The organism is Rhizobium sp. LEGMi-198b, from assembly GCF_054114205.1.
This window is the reverse complement of record NZ_JBSYVH010000001.1, coordinates 922,169-934,768: the sequence shown is the minus strand read 5'-3', so window position 1 is coordinate 934,768 and position 12,600 is coordinate 922,169. Positions and strand designations below refer to the sequence as shown.

The 12,600-nt window shown below is 59.6% G+C and carries 14 protein-coding genes; 7 read left to right on the top strand and 7 right to left on the bottom strand.

All coding sequences use genetic code 11. The features are described 5' to 3' along the window. The first annotated feature begins 129 nt into the window (after positions 1–129). Entirely contained in the window at positions 130–1,074 is a 945-nt protein-coding gene (locus tag ACXHXG_RS04525; RefSeq protein ID WP_457898588.1) for a class I SAM-dependent methyltransferase, read from the top strand. A 49-nt stretch (positions 1,075–1,123) separates the two neighbouring features. On the opposite strand, the gene ACXHXG_RS04520 is transcribed toward ACXHXG_RS04525, so the two are convergent. After that, a complete protein-coding gene (locus tag ACXHXG_RS04520) occupies positions 1,124–1,318 on the bottom strand; it encodes a DUF2735 domain-containing protein (RefSeq protein ID WP_104821941.1) in 195 nt (64 codons plus the stop codon). Positions 1,319–1,761: 443 nt separating this feature from the next. Between ACXHXG_RS04520 and ACXHXG_RS04515 the strand changes: the two genes are divergently transcribed. Further along, on the top strand, positions 1,762–2,802 hold the full coding sequence (locus ACXHXG_RS04515) for a glutamine synthetase beta-grasp domain-containing protein (RefSeq protein ID WP_104821943.1): 1,041 nt from the start codon (positions 1,762–1,764) through the stop codon (positions 2,800–2,802). An 88-nt stretch (positions 2,803–2,890) separates the two neighbouring features. Here ACXHXG_RS04515 and ACXHXG_RS04510 read toward each other — a convergent pair whose 3' ends face one another. Both ACXHXG_RS04510 and ACXHXG_RS04505 read right to left on the bottom strand, forming a co-directional pair. Further along, the gene (locus ACXHXG_RS04510) at positions 2,891–3,352 is read right to left on the bottom strand and encodes a carboxymuconolactone decarboxylase family protein (RefSeq protein WP_104821944.1); all 462 of its coding nucleotides are present in this window, start codon (positions 3,350–3,352) and stop codon (positions 2,891–2,893) included. 23 nt (positions 3,353–3,375) lie between these two features. Next, positions 3,376–3,876 (bottom strand): RrF2 family transcriptional regulator, encoded by a 501-nt coding sequence (locus tag ACXHXG_RS04505; RefSeq protein ID WP_457898587.1) that lies wholly within the window; start codon positions 3,874–3,876, stop codon positions 3,376–3,378. Between the two features lie 160 nt (positions 3,877–4,036). On the opposite strand from ACXHXG_RS04505, the gene ACXHXG_RS04500 reads away from it, so the two are divergent. Then, entirely contained in the window at positions 4,037–6,547 is a 2,511-nt protein-coding gene (locus ACXHXG_RS04500) for a ligase-associated DNA damage response DEXH box helicase (protein ID WP_457898820.1), read from the top strand. A 32-nt stretch (positions 6,548–6,579) separates the two neighbouring features. Continuing rightward, positions 6,580–7,320, top strand: coding sequence for a ligase-associated DNA damage response endonuclease PdeM (pdeM, locus tag ACXHXG_RS04495; RefSeq protein ID WP_104821946.1), 741 nt, complete (start codon positions 6,580–6,582; stop codon positions 7,318–7,320). Here pdeM and ACXHXG_RS04490 read toward each other — a convergent pair. Continuing rightward, positions 7,317–7,877, bottom strand: a complete 561-nt coding sequence (locus tag ACXHXG_RS04490; protein WP_104821947.1) for a dihydrofolate reductase family protein — start codon at positions 7,875–7,877, stop codon at positions 7,317–7,319. The two genes, pdeM and ACXHXG_RS04490, sit on opposite strands and share 4 nt — an antisense overlap. A 111-nt stretch (positions 7,878–7,988) precedes the next feature. Here ACXHXG_RS04490 and ACXHXG_RS04485 point away from each other — a divergent pair, with 111 nt between their 5' ends. Then, complete coding sequence (locus ACXHXG_RS04485; RefSeq protein ID WP_283057046.1) at positions 7,989–8,492, top strand: winged helix-turn-helix transcriptional regulator; 504 nt, start codon at positions 7,989–7,991, stop codon at positions 8,490–8,492. Here ACXHXG_RS04485 and ACXHXG_RS04480 read toward each other — a convergent pair whose 3' ends face one another. The 3 genes from ACXHXG_RS04480 to ACXHXG_RS04470 all read right to left on the bottom strand — a co-directional run bounded on the left by ACXHXG_RS04480 (position 8,493) and on the right by ACXHXG_RS04470 (position 11,112). Next, positions 8,493–9,302 carry a TIGR02186 family protein gene (locus tag ACXHXG_RS04480; RefSeq protein ID WP_457898586.1) on the bottom strand — a complete coding sequence of 270 codons (810 nt, stop codon included), beginning with the start codon at positions 9,300–9,302 and terminating at the stop codon, positions 8,493–8,495. It lies immediately after the preceding gene. Then, on the bottom strand, positions 9,299–10,225 hold the full coding sequence (locus ACXHXG_RS04475) for a sulfite exporter TauE/SafE family protein (protein ID WP_104824977.1): 927 nt from the start codon (positions 10,223–10,225) through the stop codon (positions 9,299–9,301). The genes ACXHXG_RS04480 and ACXHXG_RS04475 overlap by 4 nt, the downstream gene beginning before the upstream one ends. Before the next feature lie 302 nt (positions 10,226–10,527). Next, complete coding sequence (locus ACXHXG_RS04470; protein ID WP_457898585.1) at positions 10,528–11,112, bottom strand: NAD(P)H-dependent oxidoreductase; 585 nt, start codon at positions 11,110–11,112, stop codon at positions 10,528–10,530. 136 nt (positions 11,113–11,248) lie between these two features. Between ACXHXG_RS04470 and ACXHXG_RS04465 the strand changes: the two genes are divergently transcribed. Together ACXHXG_RS04465 and ACXHXG_RS04460 are read left to right on the top strand one after the other, a co-directional pair. After that, entirely contained in the window at positions 11,249–11,617 is a 369-nt protein-coding gene (locus ACXHXG_RS04465) for a winged helix-turn-helix transcriptional regulator (RefSeq protein WP_285168940.1), read from the top strand. 227 nt (positions 11,618–11,844) lie between these two features. Further along, positions 11,845–12,525, top strand: coding sequence for a redoxin domain-containing protein (locus tag ACXHXG_RS04460; protein ID WP_104821950.1), 681 nt, complete (start codon positions 11,845–11,847; stop codon positions 12,523–12,525). The last annotated feature ends 75 nt before the right edge of the window (positions 12,526–12,600 follow it).

Sequence of the window (12,600 nt, the reverse complement as noted above, 5' to 3'; positions counted from 1 at the left end):
TTTTGCCCGATGCGTACCGAAACAGTGCGCACCGAAACAGTGCTTACCTGAAACATGTGTCTGCCTGAAATAGGACTTGAGTTTTTTTGTGGCCGCGTCCAAAGGCGGGTATCAAACAGGACCGAGATCATGCTGCCGACTGAGCTTTCCTCCGGCGACGTCATTGCCGACCGTCGCGCAGACTATGCGAAGATGCTCGCCGAAAGCGGTGAGCCGGCAAGCGCTGCCGAATTGATGGAGCAGGCGCTGGAACTGACGCCTGGCTGGGCCGCAGGCTGGTTCACCCTGGCGACCTATCGCGAAAAAGCGGGAAATACAGAGGGTGCCATCGAGGCGCTGACAAAGGTTCTGGCCCTCGATGCCGGCGATGTCTTCGGCGCCCGGCTGAAGCTTTCAGTTCTGGGAGCGGCCGATCTGCCCGATCAGCCGCCGAGCCGCTATGTCGAGCGTCTCTTCGACGACTATGCCGACCGCTTCGAGACATCGCTGGTCGAAAAACTTGACTACAGCGTCCCGCAGAAGCTCGCGGCTCTGGTCGCCGATACGGCCGGCATTCCCGGCCATTTCCGTCTTGCCGTCGATCTCGGCTGCGGCACGGGCCTATTCGGTCCGGAAATCCGCGCGCGGGTCGATCGGCTGGAAGGGTTCGATCTGTCGAAAGGCATGCTCGCCAAGGCAGCGGAGAAGGGGATTTATGATCACCTGGGACAAGCCGATCTGTCGCTGCCCCCGCCCCAGTCCGGCGTTTTCGACGGCGGGCTCGCGCCGGCCCGTGCCGACTTGATTACCGCCGCCGACGTGCTGATGTACCTCGGCAATCTTCAAAGCGTCATGACAATCGTCGGGGAACTAGCCGTCTCCGGGGCCGTGTTTGCTTTTTCCGTCGAGGATGCGGGAGAGGAGGAAGGTTATCTTCTGCGCGACTCCCTGCGTTTCGCCCATTCGGAAGCCTATGTCAGGACGATATTGGCCGCTCGTGGCTTTGTTGTCCTCAGTCTCGCGCGCAGCATCATTCGCATGGATGCCGGAAAACCGGTGCAAGGCATTTTGTTCGTTACCCAGAAATCCGCCTGACCGGCCCATGGCCGGATCGCTATATCGCGCTATAGGTGAGCGGTAACGTCTATTGCTTGCGGGTCTGGTCGGACTCCGTAATGGCGGCTTCGTGATACCAGCTATCGAAAGCAGCCGTCGCGATGCGCGGGCCGATATCGGGATCAAGGTTCACCTGATCGCGTTGGCCGGCAGCCGGGACGGTTCGGGTCTTGATGGGAAACTGAAAAATCTTTGCCGTTTCGTGTTGAGGGCTGGTTGCCATTGCAATGTCTCTCCCTTTTTGGTGTTCAGCGGGCGCGCTTCAAGAGACAGCTTATATATAGCAGAGTCGGAGGCCATTTTTGAGAGATGTGCCCAAAAAAAATGCAAAAGGTTGAATTTATAGGCAATTTTGAGGTTTTGTGGCGTTGGAATGTGGTTTTCGGGCGCCTAATTGTTGCGCTGCTTCGAATCTGCCGCACTGCGACAAGTTGGCAGCACCTTTCGGCCAAGTTGCTCACGATTTTGAGAGAATCCGAGCTGGGGCGATGGAAAATCGGCAAAAATTGACTCCGATTTGTGCATTTTTCTTCGAACGGCAGCGCATCTCGCTCAAATTGGCATGTCAAATGCATGTCACATGGCGGCCGTAGGTGGCGAAGATTTCCGGGCGGGCGCCTTCGAATTTTCTCTGCTTCGGGTAGTTAAACCCTTATGAGGTGCGTAATGACGAAGTTTAAGCTCGAGTATATCTGGCTCGACGGGTACACCCCGGTACCGAACCTGCGCGGTAAAACGCAGATCAAGGAATTTGCTGATTTTCCGAAGCTTGAAGAGCTTCCGCTTTGGGGCTTCGACGGTTCGTCGACGATGCAGGCCGAAGGCCGCAGCTCCGATTGCGTGCTGAAGCCCGTAGCGATCTATCCGGATCCGGCCCGTACGAACGGCGCCCTCGTCATGTGCGAAGTCATGATGCCGGACGGCGTAACGCCGCATCCGTCCAACAGCCGCGCCACCATCCTCGACGACGAAGACGCCTGGTTCGGCTTCGAGCAGGAATACTTCTTCTACCAGGACGGCCGTCCGCTCGGCTTCCCGGAATCCGGCTACCCGGCTCCGCAGGGGCCCTACTACACCGGCGTCGGCTACAAGAACGTCGGCGATGTCGCCCGCGAAATCGTTGAAGAGCACCTCGACCTTTGCCTCGAAGCAGGCATCAACCATGAAGGCATCAACGCCGAAGTGGCCAAGGGCCAGTGGGAATTCCAGATTTTCGGCAAGGGCTCCAAGAAGGCCGCCGACCAGATCTGGATGGCACGCTACCTGCTGCTGCGTCTTTGCGAAAAGTACGGCATTGATATCGAGTTCCATTGCAAGCCGCTCGGCGACACCGACTGGAACGGTTCGGGCATGCACTGCAACTTCTCGACCAAGTTCATGCGCGAAGTCGGCGGCAAGGCCTATTTCGAAGCGCTCATGGCTCAGTTCGACAAGAACCTGCATGACCACATTGCGGTCTACGGCCCGGACAACCACATGCGCCTGACCGGCAAGCATGAAACTGCTCCGTGGAACAAGTTCAGCTACGGCGTTGCCGACCGCGGTGCTTCGATCCGCGTTCCGCACTCCTTCATCAAGAACGACTACAAGGGCTACCTCGAAGATCGTCGTCCGAACTCTCAGGGGTGCCCCTACCAGATCGCTTCCCAGGTTCTGAAGACCATCTCGGAAGTTCCGACGGCTGGCTTCGCTTCCGAAGCTGCTTGATCGTTATCGGTCTCGGTTCGCCGAGACTGAGGAAAACAAAAAAGCGCGGGATTTCGGTCCCGCGCTTTTTTCGTTTCTGGAGTCGTGGTCAGGCCGCCTTCGCGTCCTTATCGATCGGATGCTGCGAGCGGAAGCCGACGGCAAGGCGGTTCCAGATGTTGATCGTGCCGATCGCCACGGTGATCTTGACGATCTCCTCTTCGCTGAAATGCTGCTTCAGCGGCTCGAAGTCGGCATCCGGTATGCCGGTCTGAGCAATCTTGGTGACGGAATCGACCCAGCGCAGCAGGGCGCGTTCGCGGTCGTCGTAAACGGGCGATTCCCACCAGACGCACATCAGGTTGATCCACTGTTCGCTGAGGCCGTCGTGCCGGGCTTCCTTCACATGCATGTCGACGCAATAGGCGCAGCCGTTGATCTGCGAGGCGCGGAGCTTGATCAGGTGGATGAAGCGGCGCTCGAGGCCGCAGGTCTGGACGAAATTTTCCAGCGCAACGACAGCTTTGTAGGATTCGGGCGAGGCTTTGCCGAAGTTGAAACGCGGTTGCATGGTTTTCTCCTTGGGTTCTGGATCTATCGGATGGTTCTGCGTTCATTGACGGCAAGGAAGGCGCAGCCCCTTGCCGCGATGGCACCATCGTCGGTCTCCGCGACATCGGCGAGGATATCGGCAATGGTGGTCTTGGCGAGCTCGGCGCGGTACACCCGCTCGGCTGCCAGCATCGCCGCGCTGATGCCGCACGGCTTTGCGAAGTATTTTCCAGACAGCGGGTTAGGCCCGCGCTGGCGGATTTCGGCACAGCGAAAGGCAGGCGCCGGCCCTTCGACGGCGAGTACGATATCGAGCAGGGTGATTTTGGCCGGCAAACGCGCCAGCCGATAGCCACCCTTGGGCCCGGGCACGGTGTCAAGAATGCCGGCGCCGGAGAGCGCCTGCAGATGCTTCAAGAGATAACTCACCGACACCCCATGAAACTCGGCAATCGCCGCCGCCGAGAGCACGCTGCCCTCAGACAGTCCCGCCAGCATCGCGACGCTGTGTATGGCCTGCTCAACGCCTTCGCCGAGTTTCATCGGTACGTCCTTTTTATATCATGGATATTTTTTATCCGTGATTATGTGAAGAGTCAAGGGAGGAGGTGAAAATGACGGAGTGTGGGTTAGACCCATGACACAAAGCGCCCCCAACCACCCCCCTGCTTCCTATCCTCCGCAATTCGACTACATTTGCCCCGTGGACCAGATCGATTCCGAGCGCCGCCTTGCCCTTCCTGCCCCCTTCATCCGCTGGTTTACGGAAAAGGGATGGCAGCCGCGTGCCCATCAGCTTGAATTGTTGGCCCGCGCCGAAGCCGGGGAGAGCACGTTGCTGATCGCGCCGACCGGAGCCGGCAAGACGTTGGCGGGGTTTCTTCCTTCGCTCACCGATCTGACTAGGCGCGGCAAGATCCCGCCCGGCTCCGCCTTCACCGGCATCCACACCCTCTACATCTCGCCGCTGAAGGCGCTGGCTGTCGATATCGAGCGCAATCTGATGAAACCGGTCACGGAAATGGGCCTGCCGGTTTCCGTCGAAAACCGCACTGGCGATACGCCCAGCGGCAAGCGGCAACGTCAGAAGCTCAACCCGCCGGACATTCTGCTGACGACGCCGGAGCAAATGGCGTTGCTCCTCGCCAATCATGAAGCCGAACGCTTCTTCAAGGATTTGAAATACATCGTCCTCGACGAATTGCATTCCCTTGTGACGTCGAAGCGCGGCCATATGCTCTCGCTCGGTCTTGCGCGCCTCCGCAAGCTTGCGCCCGATCTGCAAACCATCGGCTTGTCAGCGACGGTTGCCGAGCCGATGGACCTGCAAAAATGGCTGGTGGCGCAAGAGGAGGGGATGGAACGGCACGCCGGCCTGGTGATGGTCGACGGCGGCGCCAAGCCCGACATTTCGATCCTTAAGACCGATGAACATATCCCGTGGTCCGGCCATTCCGCCAAATACGCCATTCCCGATATCTATCGCGAGCTGAAAGAGCATCGGACGACGCTTCTCTTCGTCAACACGCGTTCGCAAGCGGAAATGCTGTTTCAGGAGCTATGGTCGGCCAATGACGACAATCTGCCGATCGCGCTGCATCATGGTTCGCTCGATGTCGGACAGCGCCGGAGGGTCGAAGCCGCCATGGCGGCCAACAAGCTGCGCGCGGTCGTCGCCACCTCAACGCTCGATCTCGGCATCGACTGGGGCGATGTCGATCTCGTCATCCATGTCGGCGCGCCAAAAGGCGCTTCCCGCCTTGCCCAGCGCATCGGCCGTGCCAACCACCGCATGGACGAACCGTCGAAGGCGATCCTCGTGCCGGCCAATCGTTTCGAGGTGATGGAATGCCAGGCGGCGCTCGACGCCAATTATGTCGGCGCGCAGGATACGCCGCCGGTCGGCGCCGGCGCGCTCGACGTCCTTGCTCAGCATATCCTCGGAATGGCCTGCGCCGAACCCTTCGACATGCTGGAGCTCTATGACGAGATCCGCAGCGCTTCGCCCTATGCAGACCTATCCTGGGAGACGTTCGAGCGTATCGTCGATTTCGTCGCCACCGGCGGTTATGCGCTCCGAACCTACGAACGCTACGCCCGCATCCGCAAGACACCGGAGGGCCGCTGGCGTGTCTCCAATCCGCAGGTGGCACAGCAATATCGTCTGAACCTCGGCACCATCGTAGAAGAGGCAATGCTGAACATTCGGCTGGTGAAGCGCAATGCGCTGGGGTCGCTCGGCCGCGGCGGCGCGCCGCTGGGCAAGGTCGAGGAGTATTTTCTCGAACAGCTTTCGCCCGGCGATACCTTCCTCTTCTCCGGCAAGGTGCTGCGTTTCGAGGGTATCCGCGAGAATGAATGCCTGGCCTCGCAAACCTTCTCCATGGACCCGAAAATCCCATCCTATGCCGGCGGCAAGTTTCCGCTGTCGACCTACCTTGCCGATCAGGTGCGCATGATGCTCGACGATCCCGATCGCCGGCATCGTTTGCCGGATCAGGTGCGCGACTGGCTGGAGCTGCAGAAGGACAGGTCGCTGCTGCCGAAGCGCGACGAGTTTCTGATCGAGACCTTTCCGCGCGGCAGCCGCGCCTACATGGTCGCCTATCCCTTCGAAGGGCGGCTGGCGCACCAGACGCTCGGCATGTTGTTGACGCGGCGGCTGGAGCGGGCCGGCGCAAAGCCGATGGGCTTCATCGCCACGGATTATTCGCTCGGCATTTGGGCGCTGGAGGACATGGGGCTGATGATCGCCAATGGCCATCTCAGCCTTTCCGATCTCTTCGATGAAGACATGCTCGGCGACGATCTAGAAGCCTGGCTCGATGAATCCTTCCTGCTGAAACGCACCTTCCGCAATTGCGCCATCATCGCCGGCTTGATCGAGCGCCGCCACCCCGGCAAGGAAAAGACCGGCCGGCAGATGACGGTATCGGCCGATCTGATCTATGACGTGCTGCGCAGCCACGAGCCCGATCATATTCTGATGCAGGCGACAAGGCAGGACGCTGCCACGGGACTTTTGGAAATTGGCCGTCTTGGGGATATGCTGAAGCGAATCAAGGGCCACATCACCCATCGGGCGCTGGACCATATCTCGCCGCTCGCCGTGCCGGTGATGCTGGAAATCGGCAAGGTGCCGGTGCCGGGCGAGGCGCATGATGTGGTGTTGGCGGAAGCGGCTGACGATCTGATCCGCGAGGCCATGGAATAAAACATGCCAAACAACGAAGGCAGACCAAGTTGATGAACCGCCTGGCGCTTGCGCGAGAGATGAACGGCCAAGTCAGGAACGGATTGACGCCTGCCTCGGGCGTCGAGACCGCCGTTCATGGTGTTGCCGCCGTCTGCGATCCGCTCGGGGCTCTTTATCTGCCGGATGCCGGCATCCTCGTTGTTTCCGATCTGCATCTGGAAAAGGGAGCAGCCTTCGCGCGGCGCGGCATGCTGTTGCCGCCTTACGATACGCTGGCGACGCTGACCGTGCTTGCCGCCGTCATTTCCCGCTACGATCCAAAGCTCGTCGTCTCGCTCGGCGACAATTTCCATGACCGCGTCGGCTCGGCACACCTGCCGGAAGAATTCCGCAGCCTGATCATCAATATGGCGCGTGGCCGCGAATGGATATGGATCAACGGCAATCACGATCCGGATGGCACGGTCGATCTGCCCGGTAGCTCCGTCGATGAGATGCATTATGGTGGATTGACCTTCCGCCATGAACCGAGGGGCGGCCAGCAGGCCGGCGAGATCGCCGGCCATCTGCATCCGTCCGCTACCGTCCGCCGTCGCGACAGATCCGTTCGCCGCCCGTGTTTCGCCACCGACGGCGCCCGCCTGCTGATGCCTGCCTTCGGCATCATGACCGGAGGCCTGGACCTGCGCCATAAGGCCATGACCGGACTGTTTGACCGGGAAAGCCTCATTGCCCATGTGCTCGGCCGCGACCGCATCTATTCGGTACGCTTCGGCAATCTCTCTGCCTAAGCCACTTTCGCGGGCTCGTAGCGCAGGATCACCGCGCCGGTCTTCAGCGGCGTGGATTCGAGCAGCTTCATCGGAATCTGTTCCGCCGCCGGCTTGAAATGCGGGTTGCCGCGGCCGAGAACAACGGGGACGAGGCAGATGCGGATTTCGTTCACCAGTCCTGCTTTCAGAAGCGTATCCGTCACTTCGGCGCTGCCGAAGACGAACATCGTTTTGCCCGGCTCTTCCTTCAGTTTCCTGACTTCAGCGACGATGTCGCGAACGACGCGGGTATTGTTCCACTCCGCCGTGTCCATCGTCCGCGAGGCGGCGATCTTGGCGATGCCATTCATATAGGCGGCGATATCGGGTGTCTCCGTCGCACTCGTCCAATAGGCGGCCATGCCTTCATAGGTTTTGCGGCCGAAGATCAGCAGATCGCCTTCCTGGCCAAGCTCTTTCGCGTAGTTTTCCAACTCGTCGCCCCAGGCGAGCATATGGAAGTCGAGGTCCCAGGGTTTCGTTCCCTCGAAATAACCGTCAAGCGTCATGAGATTCCAGACAACAAGCTTTCTCATCGGTCTCCTCCTTGGTGATAACCGTATCATAATCAAAACTGGTTGCTAAAAGCAAGCGGTTGAAAATTAGCGCGACTGGTGGCAAAGTGCAAGCAGTTTTTGGAGAACCTTATGGACGCGCTCAATCGCTCCGGCTGCCCGATCAATCTCACCCTGGAAATCCTGGGTGATCGCTGGAGTCTGATTATCATCAGGGACATCATGTTCGGCAATCGCCGGCATTTCCGCGAGCTGCTGCAGAACTCGGAGGAGGGGATTGCCTCCAACATCCTCGCGGACCGATTGAAGCGGCTGGTCGAGCGTGGGCTTTTGACCCGAGACGACGATCCGACCCACAAGCAGAAGGCCGTCTACAGCCTCACCGAAATGGCGATCGACCTCGTGCCGCTCTTTGCCCACATGGGGGCTTGGGGCCGCAAGCATCTGCCAGTCTCGGAAGAACTGTCGATCCGCGCGGAACTGCTGGAAGATGGCGGGCCGAAGCTCTGGGAGGATTTCATGGACGAGCTGCGGGCAAAGCACCTGGGCAAGGTGTTGCCGCCGGGAACGCCGTCGGTGCTCGGCCGGCTGACGGAAGCCTATCTGGAGGTGGTGGAGCGGAAGAGGAGCGCCTGATCAGCTCTTCCGGAACACGAAGCTCGCTGTCCATCCCGTAATCAGCGCCAGCAGCACCGAAAACGCGCCATAGGCGATGGGGCGTTCATGGGCGGCATCGGTGATTGTTTGCTCGATGCCGGTCTTGATAACGCGCAGCGGCAGGGATTTATCGGTCAGGAATTTGCCGCTCTTGAAGAGATAGGCGCGCACGGTATGCACGCCGTTCGGCACGTCCGCGGGCAACCTCAGCGTTGCCCTGAACAGGCTGGAGCTGACGAAGCGCACGCCGGCCGGGTCGCTTTCGTAGAGGCCGCCGATCTCCTGCAGCCGCCGGAAGGCCTGGCGGAATTCCGGCACATCCGCGCCGCTGCCGACGAAACCGACTGGAGTTAGCTGAATATGATCCACGCCGATGCCGCGGTCGTTCAGTTCGAGCGGCGCGGTGATGTTGTCGACGGCGCGCGTGCTCGACAGCGAATAGGCCTGCGGCACATGCTCGAAGGTCATCGACCGGGTATTGACCCAGATGCCGAAGACACGTTCCTTCTTGCGCACCGTGGCGTTTTCGCGCGGTCCCTCCAGCACGACGACAATGTCGTATTGGCCGATCGCCAGCAGCAATTGGTCGGTGTTGGAAAGCGCGCCGAAGATCGTCAGGTCGGCACCGGTGAAATCGGAGGTGATGGCGATTTCGCTGGTCGAAGTGCCGATCTCCATCGTCTCGCGCGCGGTCGTGGAGGTCGTCGGCTGGTCCAGCAGCACCTGCGCCTTTGCACTCAATGGCGCAAGCAGGAGAGCGGCTGCGAACATCGGGCCGAAACGTCTCATCGGCCCGCTCCTTCGAGCACGACGGAATAGATATCGGCCGGCGTGACCACCAGAGCAATCGCCAGGCGAAGGCCGACGGCAAGCACGAGGAGGCCGAGCAAGGCGCGCAATTGTTCGCCGCGCAGCTTCTGGCCGACGCGCACGCCGTATTGCGCACCGACGACGCCCGCCACCATCAGCAGGAAGGCCAGCACGATATCGACGGAATAATTGGTCGCGGCCTGCACGACGGTCGTGTAGGCGGTGACGAAGATGATCTGGAACAGTGAGGTGCCGACCACGACATTGGTCGGGATGCGCAGCAGATAGATCATCGCCGGCACCATGATGAAGCCGCCGCCGACGCCCATGACCGAGGTCAGGATGCCGATGCCGAAACCGAGGCCGATCACGGGGATGACGCTCAGATAGATCTTCGACTTCTTGAAGCGCATCTTCAGCGGCAGGCGGTGCACCCAGCTATGATGGCCGGGCCTGCGGGGCATCGCAGGCTCGTTGCGGGCGGCACGACGCATCGCGTTCAGGCTCTCCCACAGCATCAACCCGCCGATCGTGCCGAGAAAGACGACGTAAAGCAACGAGATGAAGAGATCGAGCTGGCCGATGCGCCGGAGCAGCGAAAAGATCCAGATGCCGACAGTGGCGCCGGTAAGGCCGCCGATCAACAGCACCGTGCCGAGCTTCATATCCAGCGAGCCGCGGCGAAAATGCGTGATGGCGCCCGAGATCGACGAGGCGACGACCTGGTTGGCGCCGGTGGCGACGGCGACGACGGGCGGAATGTTGTAGAAGATCAGAAGCGGCGTGATCAGAAAGCCGCCGCCGACACCAAACATGCCGGAGAGAAACCCAACGGCGGCGCCCATGCCGAGAATAATAAAGATATTCACCGACAGTTCTGCGATCGGCAGATAGATCGTCACGGTCTGATCCCAGTTGCAGCTATCCGAGCACAAAGGACCGGATAGCTGTGAACAATTTCCCCTTTAAACAGACGATTCTAATCTGAAATGATTGCCAGAGCCTTAGGAAAAACCATGGCGTCATTCAGCTATCGCATTGTTCATTTCACTCTAACGCGGCATTTTCCGCGATTGTGTGACGATTTTCACAGCTAGGCAAAGCCGGCGCTTGCCGTTGGTGGGGGCGATCAAACGTACGGGCCCGAACCAATTCCCATCCGCAGAGGATCCCAATGCGTCGACCTTTCCGCCGAGAGTAAGCACTAGCCGAAGTGCGTCGACAGGTGTTCGTCGAACCGCAGGAAGTCGTTTTCGACATCTGGGTTTTTCATCACGTCGTAGGCCATGAAGGTCGGGAGCGGCTTATAGCCATTCCATTTAAAGTTTAGATGCATCGGGAGCAGCAGGTCGTCTTCGCTGAGCCCGTCGAGAAATTTTTCTTCCGGATTGTTAAACGCTTCCTTCGGTGCGTTTGCGGTGAAAGACAGCATGTAGTGGCCGTTCATCTTGCCCCCGAGACCGTAGTTCTTTTTCGGTTCCGCGCTCGAACGGCCATCGTGGTCGGAGAGCTCTCCCATCATGCCGAGTGTCCAGACATCGTCGATGTAGCGCTTGAAGGACCAAGGCACACCCATCCAGTTCAAGGGGGTTTGGACGAAAACATAGTCGGCCCACTTGAACTTTTCGATTTCCCGCGGGACGTCGTATGGATTTTCCGTGATGGTCTTTCTCACCTCGAACCCTTGACGCTTGAAAAAGCTTTCAGCGCGCTCTGTGAGAGCATTGTTAAGCGCCCCCTCCGAGAAGGGATATTTTTGGTGGCCGTTGAGGATGAATACGTTTGGCATGTCTCTCTCTTTCTCGGTTTTAATAATCCGACGATGGACGGCCGGTGCCGCGCCATTGCTGCCTCTAGGTATATATTGTAGACCTAGCGTCAAGAACGCACCTTGTTTCTCCTAGGTATACTGAAGGAAACTGCCGATGGCCCGATGCCAGATTTTTCACGCCGACTGCCGCGCTCGTCAGTTGTTCGATGAGATTGCGGACAAGTGGTCGATGATGGTGCTGAGCCTCTTGGAAGCGAACCCCATGCGCTTCAATGCGCTTAAGAGGCAAATCGAGGGTGTGTCACAAAAGGCCCTCACGCAAAGCCTGCGCAGACTTGAGCGCAACGGCCTGATTACGCGCAAGGTCATTCCGGTATCCCCGGTCGCGGTGGAGTACGACATAACGCCGCTTGGCCGATCGCTGCAGCCCCCGTTCCACGCACTCTATGAGTGGATGCTCGGGCATCAAGACGATGTTGATAAGGCTCGCTTAACCTTCGATGAGGTCGGCAGGAATATTTGATAACCGCTCACGGGCGCATTCGATTTTGCCTCTTGCGGAGTGTTGGACTTTCTACCGGCCAGGAAGGCAAGAAGCAGGGGGCAGCTTTAACATCGGTCGGAGCGGCGAAAGGCATGTCGAACCGCTCTCTCAGTAGTCTCAAACATCGAGCGCTTGGCCTTCTTGCGACAAGTGATACAGTTGAATTTCGGTCGTTCACCTGGACAATACGAAAAAGGAATTATTCCATGGGAGACCAGAAGCGCCTGCTGCAGCCTGGAGATTCCGCGCCCGCGTTCGCGCTAGCTTCGGCCAACTTCGAGGGAACGGTCTCTCTCGCCGACTTGCGCGGTCGCCCGTTCTTGATCGGCTTCTTTCGCGGGCTGCACTGCCCGTTCTGCCGGCGTCAGGTAGAACAGCTCGCCAGCGTGCAGCCAACCCTGCGCGCCGCCGGGGTGGAGACCGTGGCCGTTATCAACACGCCGGTGGAACGCGCCCGGCTATATTTCCGCCACCGGCCGACGCCGGTAATGCTTCTATGCGACCCGGACTGCCGCTCACATCGCGCCTACGGCGTGCCGCATGCCGAGTTCTTGCCCGATGGGAGCAGCGAGCAGCCCGAATGGCCATATCGCGTAACGATGGCACAATTCCAAGCGGCACGCATCAACTCAACAGGCGAGCTGCCAGAACCGCTACACCCGATGGAAGCCAACACGGTACTCAACGCCAAGGACCGCTTCGAGCTTGATGAAGCCGATAATGCAATATTCGAGAGCCACGCTACCCAGCTCGTCGGGCACTTCCTGGTTGATGCGAACGGCACCATCGGCTGGGCACAAATCGAAGCGCTCGACGGACCGAACAGCCTCTCCATCTTCCCGACCGCGGCGGAGATCATCGCCGCCGCTGGCAGCCTTGGACGCTGACCTGCAGCGAACCGTCCGCCAGCGTTGCTGCACGATGTCGAAGGAGGGCGACGACAGTATTAGATCGGGGCAAAG

Bases quoted from the DNA above. Each gene is read 5' to 3' on its own strand.
- ACXHXG_RS04525 (WP_457898588.1), top strand. From the start codon at position 130: ATGCTGCCGACTGAGCTTTCCTCCGGCGACGTCATTGCCGACCGTCGC.
- ACXHXG_RS04520 (WP_104821941.1), bottom strand. From the start codon at position 1,318: ATGGCAACCAGCCCTCAACACGAAACGGCAAAGATTTTTCAGTTTCCC.
- ACXHXG_RS04515 (WP_104821943.1), top strand. From the start codon at position 1,762: ATGACGAAGTTTAAGCTCGAGTATATCTGGCTCGACGGGTACACCCCG.
- ACXHXG_RS04510 (WP_104821944.1), bottom strand. From the start codon at position 3,352: ATGCAACCGCGTTTCAACTTCGGCAAAGCCTCGCCCGAATCCTACAAA.
- ACXHXG_RS04505 (WP_457898587.1), bottom strand. From the start codon at position 3,876: ATGAAACTCGGCGAAGGCGTTGAGCAGGCCATACACAGCGTCGCGATG.
- pdeM (WP_104821946.1), top strand. From the start codon at position 6,580: ATGAACCGCCTGGCGCTTGCGCGAGAGATGAACGGCCAAGTCAGGAAC.
- ACXHXG_RS04490 (WP_104821947.1), bottom strand. From the start codon at position 7,877: ATGAGAAAGCTTGTTGTCTGGAATCTCATGACGCTTGACGGTTATTTC.
- ACXHXG_RS04485 (WP_283057046.1), top strand. From the start codon at position 7,989: ATGGACGCGCTCAATCGCTCCGGCTGCCCGATCAATCTCACCCTGGAA.
- ACXHXG_RS04480 (WP_457898586.1), bottom strand. From the start codon at position 9,302: ATGAGACGTTTCGGCCCGATGTTCGCAGCCGCTCTCCTGCTTGCGCCA.
- ACXHXG_RS04470 (WP_457898585.1), bottom strand. From the start codon at position 11,112: ATGCCAAACGTATTCATCCTCAACGGCCACCAAAAATATCCCTTCTCG.
- ACXHXG_RS04465 (WP_285168940.1), top strand. From the start codon at position 11,249: ATGGCCCGATGCCAGATTTTTCACGCCGACTGCCGCGCTCGTCAGTTG.
- ACXHXG_RS04460 (WP_104821950.1), top strand. From the start codon at position 11,845: ATGGGAGACCAGAAGCGCCTGCTGCAGCCTGGAGATTCCGCGCCCGCG.